Annotated in this window: 14 protein-coding genes; 4 read left to right on the top strand and 10 right to left on the bottom strand. The window is 74.8% G+C overall.

Annotation, left to right across the window (positions count from 1 at the left end; all coding sequences use genetic code 11):
- Positions 1-30 precede the first annotated feature (30 nt).
- The 3 genes from ACIP60_RS04920 (at position 31) to yidC (ending at position 2,342) form a co-directional block, all read left to right on the top strand.
- A complete protein-coding gene (locus tag ACIP60_RS04920; RefSeq protein WP_400680125.1) occupies positions 31-1,104 on the top strand; it encodes a Gfo/Idh/MocA family oxidoreductase in 1,074 nt (357 codons plus the stop codon).
- A gap of 112 nt (positions 1,105-1,216) precedes the next feature.
- Positions 1,217-1,504 carry a DUF6412 domain-containing protein gene (locus ACIP60_RS04925; RefSeq protein WP_400680127.1) on the top strand — a complete coding sequence of 96 codons (288 nt, stop codon included), beginning with the start codon at positions 1,217-1,219 and terminating at the stop codon, positions 1,502-1,504.
- Between the two features lie 199 nt (positions 1,505-1,703).
- Entirely contained in the window at positions 1,704-2,342 is a 639-nt protein-coding gene (gene yidC / locus ACIP60_RS04930; protein ID WP_400680130.1) for a membrane protein insertase YidC, read from the top strand.
- A 69-nt stretch (positions 2,343-2,411) separates the two neighbouring features.
- On the opposite strand, the gene ACIP60_RS04935 is transcribed toward yidC, so the two are convergent.
- The 10 genes from ACIP60_RS04935 to ACIP60_RS04980 form a co-directional block, all read right to left on the bottom strand.
- Positions 2,412-5,195 (bottom strand): right-handed parallel beta-helix repeat-containing protein, encoded by a 2,784-nt coding sequence (locus tag ACIP60_RS04935; RefSeq protein WP_400680132.1) that lies wholly within the window; start codon positions 5,193-5,195, stop codon positions 2,412-2,414.
- Positions 5,196-5,289: 94 nt separating this feature from the next.
- Positions 5,290-6,330, bottom strand: coding sequence for an adenosine deaminase (locus ACIP60_RS04940; protein WP_400680134.1), 1,041 nt, complete (start codon positions 6,328-6,330; stop codon positions 5,290-5,292).
- Positions 6,331-6,404: 74 nt separating this feature from the next.
- Positions 6,405-7,709: a DUF445 domain-containing protein gene (locus ACIP60_RS04945; RefSeq protein ID WP_400680137.1), complete on the bottom strand. Its 1,305-nt coding sequence runs from the start codon at positions 7,707-7,709 to the stop codon at positions 6,405-6,407.
- Between the two features lie 63 nt (positions 7,710-7,772).
- Positions 7,773-9,062 (bottom strand): nucleotide sugar dehydrogenase, encoded by a 1,290-nt coding sequence (locus ACIP60_RS04950; protein ID WP_400681515.1) that lies wholly within the window; start codon positions 9,060-9,062, stop codon positions 7,773-7,775.
- Positions 9,063-9,205: 143 nt separating this feature from the next.
- Positions 9,206-10,423 carry a glycosyltransferase family 2 protein gene (locus ACIP60_RS04955; protein WP_400680139.1) on the bottom strand — a complete coding sequence of 406 codons (1,218 nt, stop codon included), beginning with the start codon at positions 10,421-10,423 and terminating at the stop codon, positions 9,206-9,208.
- A gap of 62 nt (positions 10,424-10,485) precedes the next feature.
- Entirely contained in the window at positions 10,486-11,448 is a 963-nt protein-coding gene (locus ACIP60_RS04960; protein ID WP_400680142.1) for an ATP-binding cassette domain-containing protein, read from the bottom strand.
- Positions 11,449-11,467: 19 nt separating this feature from the next.
- The gene (locus ACIP60_RS04965; protein WP_400680143.1) at positions 11,468-12,301 is read right to left on the bottom strand and encodes an ABC transporter permease; all 834 of its coding nucleotides are present in this window, start codon (positions 12,299-12,301) and stop codon (positions 11,468-11,470) included.
- Positions 12,294-13,100, bottom strand: coding sequence for an ABC transporter permease (locus ACIP60_RS04970; protein ID WP_400680146.1), 807 nt, complete (start codon positions 13,098-13,100; stop codon positions 12,294-12,296). Before ACIP60_RS04970 ends, ACIP60_RS04965 begins: the two co-directional genes overlap by 8 nt.
- 109 nt (positions 13,101-13,209) lie before the next feature.
- Positions 13,210-13,512 carry a co-chaperone GroES gene (locus ACIP60_RS04975; RefSeq protein WP_051732111.1) on the bottom strand — a complete coding sequence of 101 codons (303 nt, stop codon included), beginning with the start codon at positions 13,510-13,512 and terminating at the stop codon, positions 13,210-13,212.
- A gap of 174 nt (positions 13,513-13,686) precedes the next feature.
- Positions 13,687-14,037 (bottom strand): DUF3618 domain-containing protein, encoded by a 351-nt coding sequence (locus tag ACIP60_RS04980; RefSeq protein WP_370447587.1) that lies wholly within the window; start codon positions 14,035-14,037, stop codon positions 13,687-13,689.
- A 142-nt stretch (positions 14,038-14,179) separates the two neighbouring features.
- Between ACIP60_RS04980 and bcp the strand changes: the two genes are divergently transcribed.
- A complete protein-coding gene (gene bcp, locus ACIP60_RS04985; protein ID WP_400680149.1) occupies positions 14,180-14,653 on the top strand; it encodes a thioredoxin-dependent thiol peroxidase in 474 nt (157 codons plus the stop codon).
- Positions 14,654-14,676 lie beyond the last annotated feature (23 nt).

Raw genomic sequence — 14,676 nt, forward strand, 5'->3', positions numbered from 1 at the left:
GCGGCGGGCCGGGGTGGTTGAGTTGAGGCCATGAGCAGCACGCCCTCCGCCCCGTTCCGCGTCGGCCTGATCGGCTACGGCCTGGCCGGTTCCGCCTTCCACGCCCCGCTGATCGCCAGCACCCCCGGACTCCGGCTGGACGCGGTGGTCACCGCCGACCCCGACCGCCGCGCCCGGCTGCACCGCGACCACCCGGACGCCCGCGCCCTCGACACCCCCGAGCAGCTGTTCGAGGACGCCGACCGGTTCGACCTGGTGGTGATCGCCTCCCCCAACCGCACCCACGTCCCGCTCGCCCGCACCGCCCTGCTCGCGGGCCTGGCCACCGTGGTCGACAAGCCGCTGGCCGCGACCAGCGACCAGGCCCGCGACCTGTGCGAGTTCGCCGAGAAGTCCGGCCTGCTGCTGTCGGTGTTCCAGAACCGCCGCTGGGACGGCGACTTCCTGACCGCGGCCCGCCTGATCGCGGAGGGGCGCCTCGGCCGGGTGCACCGCTTCGAGTCCCGCTTCGAGCGCTTCCGTCCCAAGCCCAAGGCGGGCTGGCGCGAGCTGGCCGACCCGGCCGAGGTCGGCGGCACCCTGTACGACCTGGGCAGCCACCTGGTCGACCAGGCGCTCACCCTGTTCGGTCCGGTCGAGACGGTGTACGCGGAGATCGACGTGCGCCGCGACGGCGCGGTGGTCGACGACGACGCCTTCCTGGCCCTCACCCACACCGGCGGCGTCCGCTCCCAGCTGTGGACCAGCGCCCTCGCCCCGCTCGCCGGGCCCCGGCTGCGCGTCCTCGGCGACAGCGCCGGCTACGTCAAGTTCGGCATGGACCCGCAGGAGGCCGCCCTGCGGGCCGGCCGCCGCCCGGGCGCGCCGGACGGGCCCTGGGGCGAGGACGACCCGGCCGCGTACGGCCTGCTCGGCAGCGACGGCGACGCCGAGTCCGTCACCACCGACCCCGGCGACTACCCGGCGTACTACGCGGGCATCGCCGCCTCGCTCGCCGACCGCACCCCGCCGCCCGTCGACCCGCGCGACGCCGTCGCCACCCTCGCCGTCCTGGAGGCCGCCCGCGCCTCCGCCGCGACGGCCTCGGTGGTCCGCCTGCCCTGACCCCCGCGTCGACGGCGGGGGCGGGAACCACGGACCACCACCCCGCCGTTGACGTACCGTCGGACCCGAACCCGGGCCCCGGCCCCGGCCCCGGCCCCAGGAGGTGCGCACCGTGTCGGCCACGCCGCTGCTGCTCGCGCTGCTCCGGGTCCTCACCGGCGACCTGCCCACCGGTCCGGGCGCGCTGACCGCGGCCGCCGCGCTGCTCCTGCTCGCCGCCGTCGCCACCGGCACCGCCCTCGCCGCGGCCCGCGTCCCCGGCGCCCGCACCCCGGCCGCCGTCCACGCGGGCGCCCTGCGCCGCCGGGCCTACCGCACCGCCTACCTCGCCCCGCGCGATCCGGACGCCCCGGGCCGCGCCCGCCCCCGCGCCCCGGGACGGCCGCCCGCGGCCGCCTGAGGGGCCCGTTCCTCCTCCGCGCCTCCCCCAACTCCCGCACCCCACCGGGGCCGGGAGTGCACCCGGGGACGCGCGCGAACGACCACGCACCCTCCCCGACCCCCGCCGCGCGCGCCCGCGCGCCCGGCGCCGTCGGTCCCCTCCGCGCGTCCGCCCTCCGAGCACCGTCGCCAGTCCCGCCGACTCCCGGAGAGCCACCGTGTCCGTCCTGAGCGTCCTCGACCCCGCCGTCCACCTCGCCCACGCCGCCGTCGCGGCCCTCGCCACCGCCGTCCCCACCGCGGCCGCGATCGTCCTGTTCACCCTGGCGGTCCGCGCCGCCCTGCACCCGCTGGCCCGTTCCGCGGCCCGCGCCGAACGGGCCCGCACCCGGATCGCGCCCCGGGTCGCCCGGCTGCGCGAACGGCACGCCAAGGACCCCGCCCGGCTGAACCGCGAACTGCTCGCCCTGCACCGCGCCGAGGGCACCGGCCCGCTCGCGGGCCTGCTCCCGGCACTGCTGCAGGCCCCGTTCTTCTCGGTGATGTACCGCCTGTTCACCACCGCCCCGGGCCACCTGCTGGACGCGACACTCGCGGGCGTCCCGCTCGGCACCCGCCCCACGACCGCCCACACCCCGGCCCAGTTCGCGCTGTTCGCCGCCCTGGAGGCGGCCCTGCTCGCCCTGGCCTGGTACAGCGCCCGCCGCGCCGCGCACTCCCCCACGACGGCCGGCCCGACCCGCTGGCTGGCCTTCGGCACCCCGCTGTTCGCCCTGCTGCTGCCCGCGGCGGGCGCGCTCTACCTACTGACCAGCACCGCCTGGACGACGGCCGAGCGCCGGTACCTGCACCGCTGAGCGCGGCCGGGAACGCCGCGTCCCCGGGGCGGCGGGCGCTCCGGGGACGCGGCGTGGGCCGAGCGGGTGTCAGGCGTTCTGGTAGTAGCCGAAGATGTCGACGATCAGGTTGATGTCGCCGTCGCTCTCGTTGAAGAAGTCGATGACGCCCCCTCCCGACGCGACCTGCACCAGGTTCGGCACGGTGTCGCCCCGCTTCCAGTTCAGCGAGGAAGTGGTCGGCGGGTAGACCGGGGAGGTGTTGTTGTTCTTGTAGTTGTCCAGGGTGTTCGGGTCCGAGGCGACGGACAGGTGGCCGTTGTCCCGGGTGTCGGTGACGGTGGCGTTGAAGACGAACGCCGGGATGTCGCTGCGCGTGGTCATCGGCAGGTAGGCGTAGTAGCGGCCGTGCAGCGGCAGCGCGCCCTTCCACAGCGCGGGGTCGCGGGTGTCGAGCAGCCGCTCCGGGTCGACCGGCATGAACGCGCCCTTCTCGTTGGCGCCGTAGTAGCCGACCACGTCGACGATCACGTCGGTGCCGGCCCAGGCGCCGTTGAACACCCGGATCCTGCCGTCCGCGCCGACCGGCACGACCACCGAGTTGGCGACGGTCTGTCCGGCGGTGAAGTTGAGGTTCGACGCGGTGGGCACGGCCTGCCCGCTCGGGTAGACGATCAGGTGGCCGTCCTCGCGCGGGTTGGTGACGGTGACGTTCAGCGCGACGGCGGTGATGCCGCCGCCGGGCAGGCCCGGGGCCGCACCGGCGACCTGCACCGGGACGGAGTTGCGTCCGGCGATCTGGGCGCGCGGAGCACCGGTGCCGTCCCGGGTGTCGACCAGGCGGGTCGGGCCGACGGCCGCGTAGCCGGCGGCCGGGGACGGGGTGAAGTAGCCGGTGATGTCGGCGACCAGGTCGGTCGCGCCCCAGCCGCCGTTGTACAGGTCGACGTAGCCGTCGACGCCGATCGGCACCATCACCAGGTTCGGCACGCTCTGCCCGGTCCGGTAGTTGACGTTCGAGGTGTTCGGCCGCTGGCCGCCCTCCGGGTACGCCGTGACGTGGCCGTCGGCGGCCGGGTTGGTCACCGTCACGTTCAGCACCGCGGCGGTCGCGTCCGCCGGGATGCCGTTCGCGCCGCCGACCTTGAGCCTGACCGTCCCGTACGGGGCGATCCGGCCCTTGGCCGGGACACCGGTGCCGTCCCGGCTGTCGAGCAGCCGCTTCGGGCCGTACGCGGTGTACTGCGAGCCGAGCGTGGAGACCTTCACCGTGTTGCGGATGGTGTTGCCGGTCTTCTCGTAGTCGGTGACGGTGACGGTGTAGTCGCCGAGCTTCTGGTAGATGTGCTGCGCCGTGGTCTTCACCGGCTTGTTGCCGTAGAAGTTGAGGACGTCGGTGGTGCCGTCGCCCCACTGCAGGTAGATGTCCTGGGCGACCGGCAGGGTGGTCACGTCGATGTCCATCGTGATGCCGAACGCGCTGGTGCTCCTCGCGTCGAGCGCCATCGCGAAGCCGGGGTTGTTGCTCTGGTACCTGACCGCGCCGCGGTCGGCCAGCGGGCCGTGGCCGAAGTAGTCGGTGGCCGGGACGCCGGGCGCGGACGGGTTGGCGGTGCCGATCGCGGCGGAGCCGGTCTGCAGGGCGTAGGCGACGCCGCCCTCCCAGCCGGTGTTGACGTACTGCGGCGCGACCGTCTCGACGGTGTCGTGCGCGCCCTGGGCGGGCACGGCGGCCCGGAAGGCGGCGACGGTCGGGTACCCGGTGCCGGCCCAGCGGTAAGGTCCGGCGCCGGTGGACGTCTCGGCGTAGAAGTCGTTGTAGTCGGCGGTGGTCGCCGGGGCCGACTCGGCCGCGACCGCCACGGCGGGCTGGCCGGAGTCGCAGGCGGCCGCGGCGGCCGTCTCGACCACCAGGTTGTTCTGGACCGACACGGCGGTCGAGGCGCCGTCCACGGCGACGGCGGGCAGGCAGCCGCGCTGGACGGTGTTGTTGGTGACGTTCAGCCCCTGCACGCCGGTGGCGGAGATGCCGACGGACGGCTGGTAGTTCCAGGAATTGTCGAGGGCGACGGCGTTGACCAGGTTGCCGGCCAGGGTGACGTCCTTCGCCCCCTCGGCCACCGCGATCGCCGCGGTGCCGGGGGCCGTGCCGGACATCGTGGTGTACGTCCTGGCCACGGTGACCGCGCTGGACGCGCCGTCGACGGTCAAGGCGCCGGCGGCGCCCCCGTAGAGGTGGAGGGAGTCGAGGGTGACCCGTGCGGAGCCCTTGACGGCCACGCCCGGTCCGCCGCCGCCGAAGAAGGTGAGGCCGCTGACCGTCACGTCGCTGACCCCGTCCAGGGTCAGGCCGGGCTTTCCGACCGTGTAGTCCTGCGCCATGATCCGCGGGGCGTTGGTGCCGCCGGTGATGGTCAGGCCGGAGGTGCGGACGACCACGGTCTCCGTGTCGCTGGGCGGGAGCGCCCCCTCGTCCTTGCCGTCGACCCGGATCGCGTCGCCGGGCACGGCGGCGTCCACCGCCCGCTGTACGGTGCAGAACGGCGCGGCCTGGGTGCCCGTGCCCCGGTCCGTGGTGCAGCCGGCCCGGGTGAGGACGTAGACGGTCCGGCCGGTGGACGGCACGGCGGCGGCCCGGGCGCCCGCGGCGGCCGGCTTCGCGGTGGCGGTACCGGGTGACTCCTCCTGGAGCCGGAACGACTTGTCGGCCGGGCTGGTGAACGTCTTGGCGCCGGCCGGCTCCGGCTCCCACCCCCGGGGGGTGGCGGCCTGGCCGGCGTTCGGGGCCGGGTCGGCGGCGTGCGCCGCTCCCGGCAGGAAGGCGACCGAGGCAGCGAGAGCCGCGGCGGACGCGATGAGACGGCGGTGGAGCACCGACCCCCCAGGTCTGGAAAAGTCTGAAGATCGCCTGATGGCGGCGCCAGACTACCGACCCGTACGAGGCCGAACAACTCCCTTTCCGGAACGCTCAGGCGGTGGGCCAGGCCGCCAGGTAGGTGTCGATCTCGCCGGTCAGCCGGCGCTTCGCGGCCTGGTCGAGGAAGGACGCCTCGACCGCGTTGCGGGCGAGCGCCGCGACGCCGGACTCGTCCAGGCCGAGGAGCTTCGCGGCGACCGCGTACTCGGTGTTCAGGTCGGTGCCGAACATCGGCGGGTCGTCGCTGTTGATGGTGACCAGCAGGCCGGCGTCGACCATCTGCCGGACGGGGTGGTCCTCGATCCGCTCGACCACCCGGGTCGCCAGGTTGGAGGTCGGGCAGACCTCCAGCGGGATGCGGTGCTCGCCCAGGTAGTCGACCAGCGCCGGGTCCTTCACCGACTGGGTGCCGTGCCCGATCCGCTCCGCGCCGAGCAGCCGGATCGCGTCCCACACCGTCTCGGGGCCGGTCGACTCGCCCGCGTGCGGCACGCTGTGCAGGCCGGCCGCCCGGGCCCGGTCGAAGTACGGCTTGAACTGCGGGCGCGGCACGCCGATCTCGGGGCCGCCGAGCCCGAACGAGACCAGCCCGTCGGGGGCCAGGTCGAGGGCGAGGCGGGCGGTCTCCTCGGCGGAGGCCAGCCCGGCCTCGCCGGGGATGTCGAAGCACCAGCGCAGCACGATGCCGAGGTCCTTCTCGGCGGACCGCCGGGCGTCCTCGATCGCCTCCATGAAGGCGGTGTCGGGGATGCCGCGGTTGACCGACGAGTAGGGGGTGACGGTCAGTTCGGCGTACCGGATGTTCTGCCGGGCCATGTCCTGGGCGACGCCGTACGTCAGCGCCCGGACGTCCTCGGCGTCCCGGATCAGGTCGACGACGCTCAGGTACACCTCGATGAAGTGCGCGAAGTCGGTGAAGGTGAAGTACTCGGCGAGCGCCTGCGGGTCGGCCGGCACCCGGCTGCGTCCGGCGTGCCGGGCGGCCAGCTCGGCCACCACCCGCGGCGAGGCCGAGCCCACGTGGTGGACGTGCAGCTCCGCCTTCGGCATTCCGGCGATGAACGCCTCGATCCCCTGGACACCCTCGGCCACGGCACGCTCCCGTTCTGCTCTCACCCGGACCCGGACAGACCTCGCATGCTAACCCGCGGCGGCCCGCCGCACCGTCAGCCCCCCAGGGCGGTGCTGACGGTGTGGATGAGCAGGCCGGCCAGCGCGCCGACCACGGTGCCGTTGATCCGGATGAACTGGAGGTCGCGGCCGACGTTGGCCTCGATCTTGCGGGAGGCGTCGGCGGCGTCCCAGCCGGCCACCGTCTCGGAGATCAACGAAGTGATCTGCTCCCGGTAGTTGGTGACCACGTAGTCGACGGCGTTCAGCAGCCAGCTGTCGGTCTTCGCCTGGAGCCGGCCGTCGGTGGCCAGCCGGCGGCCCAGCGTGCGCAGCGCCTCGGTGAGGCGGCGGCGCAGCTCGCTGTCCTCGTCCTCGGCGGCGTTCAGCACCAGGGCGCGGACGGCCGCCCACGAGGAGGCGATCAGGTCCTGCACCTCGGGGCGGGCCAGCAGGTCGGACTTGGCGCGTTCCACCCGCTCGATGGTGGCGGGGTCGTGCTGGAGCTCGCGCGCGAAGTCGGCGAGGAAGTTGTCGAGCGCGCCGCGCGCGGGGTGGACCGGGTCGTCGCGGACGTCGCCGACGAAGCGCAGCAGTTCCTTGTAGACCCGCTCCCCCACCTGCTGGTCGAGGAACTTCGGCGTCCAGCCCGGGGTCTTGGCGGTGACCCGGGCGACCACCTCGCCGTGGTGCGCGACCAGCCAGTCGTGGGCGCGCGCCACCACCAGGTCGACCACGCCCTTGTGGCCGTCGTCGGCGACGATCCGGCCGAGCAGCCGCCCGGCGGGTTCGGCGACCGAGGTGGCGGCGGCCCGCCGGGTGACCGCCTCGGCGACCACGGCCTGCACGTCCTCGTCGCGGAGCACTTCCAGCAGGCCGCGCAGCGCGGCGGCCGCCTCGTGGGTGACGCGCTCCGGGTTGCCGGGCGCGCGGAGCCACTCGCCGAGCAGCCGGGACACCCCGATCCGGCCGAGCCGGGCCCGGACCACCGGCCCGGAGAGGAAGTTGTCGCCGACGAAGTCGCCGAGCGAGCGCCCGAAGGCGTCCTTCTTGGTCGGGATGATCGCGGTGTGCGGGATCGGCAGCCCGAACGGCCGGCGGAACAGCGCGGTGACGGCGAACCAGTCGGCGAGCGCACCGACCATGCCCGCCTCGGCGGCGGCCGCGACGTACCCGGCCCAGGTGCCCGCGCCGGACGCCTTCGCCCAGGTGGCGAGGGCGAACACCAGCGTGGCCAGGGCGAGCAGCCCGGTCGCGACGGTCTTCATCTTCCGCACACCGCGCCGCTTCTCCTCGTCGGCGGCGGTGAAGCTGACTCCTGGGGCCGTCTGGTCCGTGCTCACCCCGCCAGCCTGGCACACCGCGCGCCCGAAACGGCAGCCGCCCCGCAAATCCGCCTGCCCGGTGCCGCGGCGGCGGCGTCCTCAGCCGCCCCCGCCGAGCACGATCCGCCGCACGCCCTCCCACCGTTCGGGGTCGGTGACCCGGCGGCCGTCGAGCAGCACCCGCACGCCCGGGAAGTCGATCGCGCCGAGGTCCCGGTACTCGGGGTGGTCGGCCTGCACGACCAGCGCGGCGGCGGGCTTGCCCTGGTCGGGCGGCAGGCCGAGCGCGGCCAGCTCCTCCGGCTGGTAGAGCGGGTCGCTGACGCCGACCTCCGCCCCGGCCGCCCGGAGCGCGGCGACCAGCGGGAAGACCCCGGAGTACGCGGTCTCCTTGACCCCGCCCCGGTAGGACGCGCCGAGCACCGTCACCGCGACGCCCGCCAGCGGGCCGATCGCGCCCTCCAGCAGGCCGACCGCGTACGCCGGGACCTGCTCGTTGGCCTCGCGGGCGGCCCGCACCACGCCGGCCCCCGGGTCGTTCCACAGGTACAGCCGGGGGTAGACCGGGATGCAGTGGCCGCCGACCGCGATGCCGGGGCGGTGCAGGTGGCTGTAGGGCTGCGAGTTGCAGGCGTCGATGACCTCGGCGAGGTCGACGCCGACCCGGTCCGCGTACCGGGCGAACTGGTTGACCAGCGCGATGTTGACGTCCCGGTAGGTGGTCTCGGCGAGCTTGGCGAACTCGGCGGCCTCCGTTCCGGACAGCGCCCAGACGCCGTTGCCGCGCGGCAGGTCGGGGCGCGGGTCGAAGTCGAGCACCGCCCGGTAGAAGGCGACGCCGCGCCGGGTGGACTCCGCGTCGATGCCGCCGACCAGTTTGGGGTAGCGCCGCAGGTCGGCGAAGACCCGCCCGGTGCGGACCCGTTCGGGGCTGAACACCAGCGCGAAGTCCCGTCCGGCGGCCAGCCCGGAGCCGGCCTCCAGCCGCCGGGCGAAGCGGCCGCGGACGGTGCCCACCGGCAGGGTGGTCTCGTAGCTGACCAGGGTGCCGGGGCGCAGTCCGGCGGCGACGGCGTCGGTGGCGGCGTCCAGCAGCGCGAAGTCGGGGTTGCCGTCGGGGTCGGTGACCAGCGGGACGACGATCACCACGGCGTCGGCCCCGGCGGTGGCGGCGGCGGTGTCGGTGGTGGCGCGCAGCCGGCCGGCCGCGACGGCCTCGGCGAGCCGCTCGTCGAGGTGCGCCTCGCGCGGGAAGGGGGGGCGGCCGGCGGTGACGGCGGCGACCACCTCGGGGGCGATGTCGGCGCCGGTCACCAGGTGGCCCTTGCCGGCGTACTGGACGGCCAGCGGCAGGCCGATCTTGCCCAGGCCGACCACGCAGACGTCCAGCACCGCGTTCTGCTGCGGGGCCGCGCCCGCCGCGCCCGGCTCCGGGGCCTGGCCCGCCGGGTCCCCGGCGGGCCCCGCGTCCTGCTCCAGGAGCGCGTCCCGCACCGGAGTGCCGTGCACCGCGTCCCGCTCCGGCACCCCGTTCACCGGGCACCCCGCAGCAGCCCGGTCAGGCCGTCCCGGCGGGCCCTGCGCAGCACGCGCTTGACCGCCCACCGGGCGCGGCGCAGCGGCGCGGGGACGAGGCGGCGCCAGCCGGCCGGCCCGGGGGCGCGGCCGAGTTCGAACAGGGCGTCGGGCAGGCCGAGGCGCTTGTCGCGGAACATCGGGTGGTCGGCGTAGAGCCGGGAGCCGCGCCGGACGGCGGGCGGCTCGCCGTGGTCCTGCTCCCAGGTGATCAGGTCGCACAGGGCGAGCAGTTCGCCGCGCCGGGCCAGGGCCAGCCGGAGCCGGGCGGGGACGGGCAGGGTGCGGAACACGGCGGGCGAGCAGTGCCGGTCGGTGAACCGGCCGATCTCCTGGACGATCCGGCGCTGCACGGCGGGCGGTTCGGCCAGGAACGGCGCCTGGAGCAGCTGCGGGACGTCCCAGCTGAAGTAGCGGGCCCGCACGGCGTCCCGGTCGGGCCCGGGCAGGGCGCTGCGGTCGAGCACCTCGTGGGCGGCGGCGAAGCCGCGCAGCCGGTCCATCGGCCCGGCCCGGTGGGTGACGTTGGAGCGGTCCCGGCGCAGCACCAGGTGGTAGTAGTCGTAGTCGGCGAGGACGGAGACCTTGCGGGCGTGCAGCAGCGCGCCGAGGGTGAAGGGCTGGTCGGAGTGGATGACCAGGTCCTCGCGGCGGCGCAGTCCGTGGGCGGTGACGAGTTCGCGGCGGAACAGCTTGGTGTCGCCGAGCGCCCAGGCGAGCGCGGAGTCGGTGAAGCCGACCTGTTCGGCGGTGCGGTCGAAGATGCCCTGCGGGACGACCCGGCCGTGTTCGCCGACCTGCTTGGGGATCAGCACGTCGGACTGCCAGCGGTCGGCGGCCTCGACCATCCGCTCCAGCGCCTCGGGGCCGAGCCAGTCGTCGGCGCCGAGGTACAGCAGGTAGCGGCCGCGGGCGAGTTCGGTGCCGCGGTTGGTGGGTCCGGCGGGGCCGCCGGAGGCGGGCTGCCGGACGGTGCGGAACAGTCCGGGGTGGGCGGCCGCGTAGCGGGCGAGCTCCTCGGTGCTGCCGTCGCCGGAGCCGTCGTCGACGGCGACCACCTCCATCCGGTGCGGCTCGATGCTCTGGCCCACCAGCGAGTCCAGGCAGGCGGTCAGGTAGGGCATGGTGTCGTGGACGGCGATCACCACGCTGACGTCCGGTCCTTGCTCGGTCACGAGGTGTCAACTCCCGTACCGGCCGACTGGTCACCTTCGCCACCCGAACGGGTGAGGGGGGCTCAGGCCACCGGCGCGGCGGCGCTCCCGGCGTAGATCCGGGCGATCACGTCCTCGATCGCGGGCTCCCGCAGCGACAGGTCGACCAGCGGGTAGCGCTCGGCGACGGCGGCGACGATCGGCGCGGCGCTCTGCCGGGCCGGGAAGGCCAGCCACTGGCGCGGGCCCTCGGTCTTGACCACCCGGACGCCGGGCAGCTCGATCGGCGGGTGCGCCCCGGCCAGGTCGACCACCAGGGTGCGTTCGCTGCCGCCGATCTCGTGCAGCCGCTCCAGCGGGCCGTCCAGGACGAGGCGGCCGTGGTCGATCACCATCACCCGGCCGCACAGCTGCTCGATGTCGGTCAGGTCGTGGGTGGTGAGCAGCACGGTGGTGCGCCGCTCCCGGTTGGTCTCGCGCAGGAACTCGCGGACCTTGGCCTTGCTGACCACGTCGAGCCCGATGGTGGGCTCGTCGAGGTAGAGCACGCCGGGGTCGTGCAGCAGGGCGGCGGCGAGGTCGCCGCGCATCCGCTGGCCGAGCGAGAGCTGCCGGACGGGGGTGTCCAGCAGGGCGGCCAGGTCGAGCAGTTCGACGCAGCGGTCGAGGTTGGCCCGGTACCTGGCGTCGGGGATCCGGTAGATCCGCCGGGCCAGTTCGTAGCTGTCGCGCAGCGGCAGGTCCCACCACAGGGTGGTGCGCTGGCCGAACACCACGCCGATCCGGCGGGCGAGTTCGGAGCGGCGGGCGGCCGGGTCGACGCCGGCCACCCGCAGCCGTCCGCCGGTGGGCACCAGGATGCCGGTGAGCATCTTGACGGTGGTGGACTTCCCGGCGCCGTTCGGGCCGATGTAGCCGACGCACTCGCCCTCGGCGACGCTGAACGTCAGCCCGTCGACGGCCCGCACCTCGCGCCTGCCGCGGCGCCAGCGCCCTTCGCCGGTGCGGACGGTGAAGCTCCGCCGGACGTCCTCGACCTCGATCATCGCCGTGGTTCCCCTTCCGTCAGCTTCCGGTGGAGCGGTAGGCGCGCAGCCCGGCCCGCCAGGCCAGGCCGGCCGCCAGCAGGCAGAGCGCGGCGGCCAGCGGCGCGGCGAACCGGAAGCCGACCGGCAGGCCGAGCGGGTCGGGCCGGCCCAGGACGTGCAGGGCGGGCAGCCAGTTGACGAAGGCCAGCGGGACGCCGAACACGGTGCCCGCGACGACCTCCCGGGCGAACACGGTGGGCGGGTACTGGAGCAGGGTGGCCCCGCCGTACGTCACCGAGTTCTGCAGTTCGGCGGCCTCGCCCCACCAGAACTGCACGCAGGAGCAGCCGACGAACAGCGCGCAGAAGATCAGCGTGCCGCAGAGCAGCAGCGCGGGCACCATCAGCACCCGGTCCCAGGTCCAGTGCACGTCCAGCGCGGCGAGCGACCAGCCGAGCACGGCGAGGGCCTGGAGCAGCCGGCCCAGGCGGCGCAGCGAGAAGCGCTCGGCGGCGAGCTGGGCCAGCGCGGGGGCGGGCCGGATCAGCATGGTGTCCAGGCTGCCGGCCCGCACCCGCTCGCCCAGCCCGCTGACCGAGCCGACCAGGACGTTGGCCGCGCCGAGCGCGATCGAGGAGGTGGCGTACAGGAAGGCGGTCTCCGGCAGCGTCCACCCGGCCAGCTGCCGGGTGTGGCCGAACATCAGCAGCAGGACGGTGAAGTCCAGGAAGGTGATCAGGGTGTTGGCGACCAGGCTGAGCACGAACGAGGCCCGGTAGGCCATGGTGGAGCGGATCCACATCCCGGCGATCAGCCACCAGGAGCGCACCGCCCAGCCGGCCCGGGCCGCCAGGCCCTCCGGCTCAACCACCCTGCACCACCACCCGGCGCACCGCCAGCGCCTGCCCGGCCCGGCCGAGGGCCAGCAGCGCGGCGGCCCAGGCCAGTTGGAACCCGTACAGGCTCAGCAGGCCGGTGCCGGTGCGCCGCCGCAGCAGCACGTCGGCGGGCAGCTGCACCATCGCCGAGAACGGCAGCGCCCGGGCCAACTCGCCCAGCAGGCCCGGGAAGAGGGCCAGCGGGAGCAGCATCCCGGAGAAGAACATCGACACCACGGTCATCGCGGCCCGCACCCCCTCGGACTCGTGCAGCCAGAACCCGGTCAGCGAGGCCAGGAAGCGCAGCCCGAAGCTGACCAGCACCGCCAGCGCCACCGCCAGCAGGAACTCGGCCCACACCAGCGGGCTGCGCGGCAGCGCCAGGTCGAACAGCGCGGCGCCCACCAGCACCGGCAGCGCGCCCCTGGTGACCAGTTGGAACGCGGCCCGCCCCAGGTCGGTGGCCAGCCACCAGCCCTGGAAGTCCACCGGCCGGTAGAGGTCCACCGCGATGTCGCCGCTGCGGAAGCGCGCCTGGAGGTCGTCCTGGAAGCCGCCGCCCCAGACCGCGACCGTCGCCAGCAGGGCCTGGCTGATCCAGATGTAGGTGACCGCCTGCGCGGCGTCGTAGCCGCCCAGCCCGGGCCGGGCCCGCCAGAGCGCGAGCATGGTGTACGCCAGGATGATCCCGAACACGCTGTTGGTGACCGTCCCCGCGACCGTCGCCGCCCGGTACGTGGAGTAGCGCCGGAACGCGCCCCGGGCCACCGACCAGTAGAGCGCGCCGACCACGATGCCCCCTCGCCGACTATTCCGGTACCCGGACGGCCCACCACGCTACGCCCGGCACCGGCCGTCCCGCACCCCGTTTGTTCCGGGTCCGGCCCTGTCGGCACGGCTGCTACAGGTACAGCCCGGTCGAGCCCTCCAGGTCGCCGAACCGCCCGGCCGCCACCGCGTGCAGGTCGCGCTCGCGCAGCAGCACGTACGTCGCCCCGCGGACCTCGACCTCCAGCTTGTCCTCCGGGTCGTACAGCACCCGGTCGCCGGGCTCGACGGACCGGACGCTCTGGCCGACGGCCACCGCCTCGGCCCACGCGCAGCGGCGCGACAGCTCGGCGGTCGCCGGGATCAGGATGCCGCCGGTGGAGCGGCGCTCGCCCTCGCCGGTCTCGGTCCGCACCAGCACCCGGTCGTGCAGCATCCGGATCGGCAGCTTCTCGCCGAGCCGGTCGTGCCGCCCGTGCCGGTCGTGCGGTTCGTCCCGGTCGGCCGCGGCCGTGTTCTGCGTGTCGTTCTCGCTCACGCCCCGACCGTACCGGACCGGGGAAACGGCGGGGCCCCGGGCACCGGCCCGGGGCCCCGCGGCGGGCTGCGGTCAGCCCTTGCGCCGCCGCCGCGCCGAGGCGATCAGCAGCACCACGCCGACGCCGACCAGCGCGGCCGGCACCACCCGCTCCGTCCGCAGCCGCCCGTCCTCGTCGACGAACTTCGACTTCACCTGCTCGACGGCGCCGCTCGCGGCCACGTACGCCTGCCCGGCCTTCTGCTCGACCGAGGCCCGGACCTTGGCCTTGGCCTGCGCGGCGACGGTGGCCGGGTGGACGCGCATGGCGAGTTCGTCGAGGGTCACGGCGAGCCGGTCCCTCGTCCCGGCGATGTCCGCCTCGATCTGGGCCGTCGTACGCGGTGCCGACGTGTCCTTGCCGCTCGCTGCCACTGGGGCCACCCCATCTCTGTTACCGCTAGGCACTTCTTCTCCGTCGACAGTCTGTCAGCTCACCGCCGCACGCGCGCAGCGCCACCCACCAACGGGAGTAGGTTGATCCCGCAGCACGACCACCCGTCCACTCCCGAGGAGAGCCCCGATCGTGAGCGAGCGCCTGCAGCCCGGCGACACCGCCCCCGCCTTCACCCTGCCCGACGCCGACGGGAAGGAGGTGTCGCTGGCCGACCACCTGGGCCGGAAGGTGATCGTCTACTTCTACCCCCAGGCGCTTACCCCGGGGTGCACCAAGCAGGCCTGCGACTTCACCGACAACCTGGAGGTGTTCGCGGGGGCCGGCTACGACGTGATCGGCGTCTCGCCGGACAGGCCGGAGAAGCTCGGGAAGTTCCGCGAGACCGAGCAGCTGAAGGTGACCCTGCTGTCCGACCCGGAGCACCGGGTGCTGGAGGCGTACGGCGCGTACGGCGAGAAGGTGAACTACGGCCGCACCTACCAGGGCGTGATCCGCTCCACGGTCGTGGTGGACGAGGAGGGCAGGGTGGAGCGGGCGCTGTACAACGTCCGGGCCGCCGGCCACGTCGCCAAGCTGCTCAAGGACCTGAAGGTCGGCCGGTGAGCTCCTGAACGGCGCAGCGGTGG

This window comes from Kitasatospora sp. NPDC088783, from assembly GCF_044750705.1.
Taxonomy (GTDB): Bacteria; Actinomycetota; Actinomycetes; order Streptomycetales; family Streptomycetaceae; genus Kitasatospora; species Kitasatospora fiedleri.

Bases quoted from the DNA above. Each gene is read 5' to 3' on its own strand.
- ACIP60_RS04920 (WP_400680125.1), top strand. From the start codon at position 31: ATGAGCAGCACGCCCTCCGCCCCGTTCCGCGTCGGCCTGATCGGCTAC.
- ACIP60_RS04960 (WP_400680142.1), bottom strand. From the start codon at position 11,448: ATGATCGAGGTCGAGGACGTCCGGCGGAGCTTCACCGTCCGCACCGGC.
- ACIP60_RS04975 (WP_051732111.1), bottom strand. From the start codon at position 13,512: ATGCTGCACGACCGGGTGCTGGTGCGGACCGAGACCGGCGAGGGCGAG.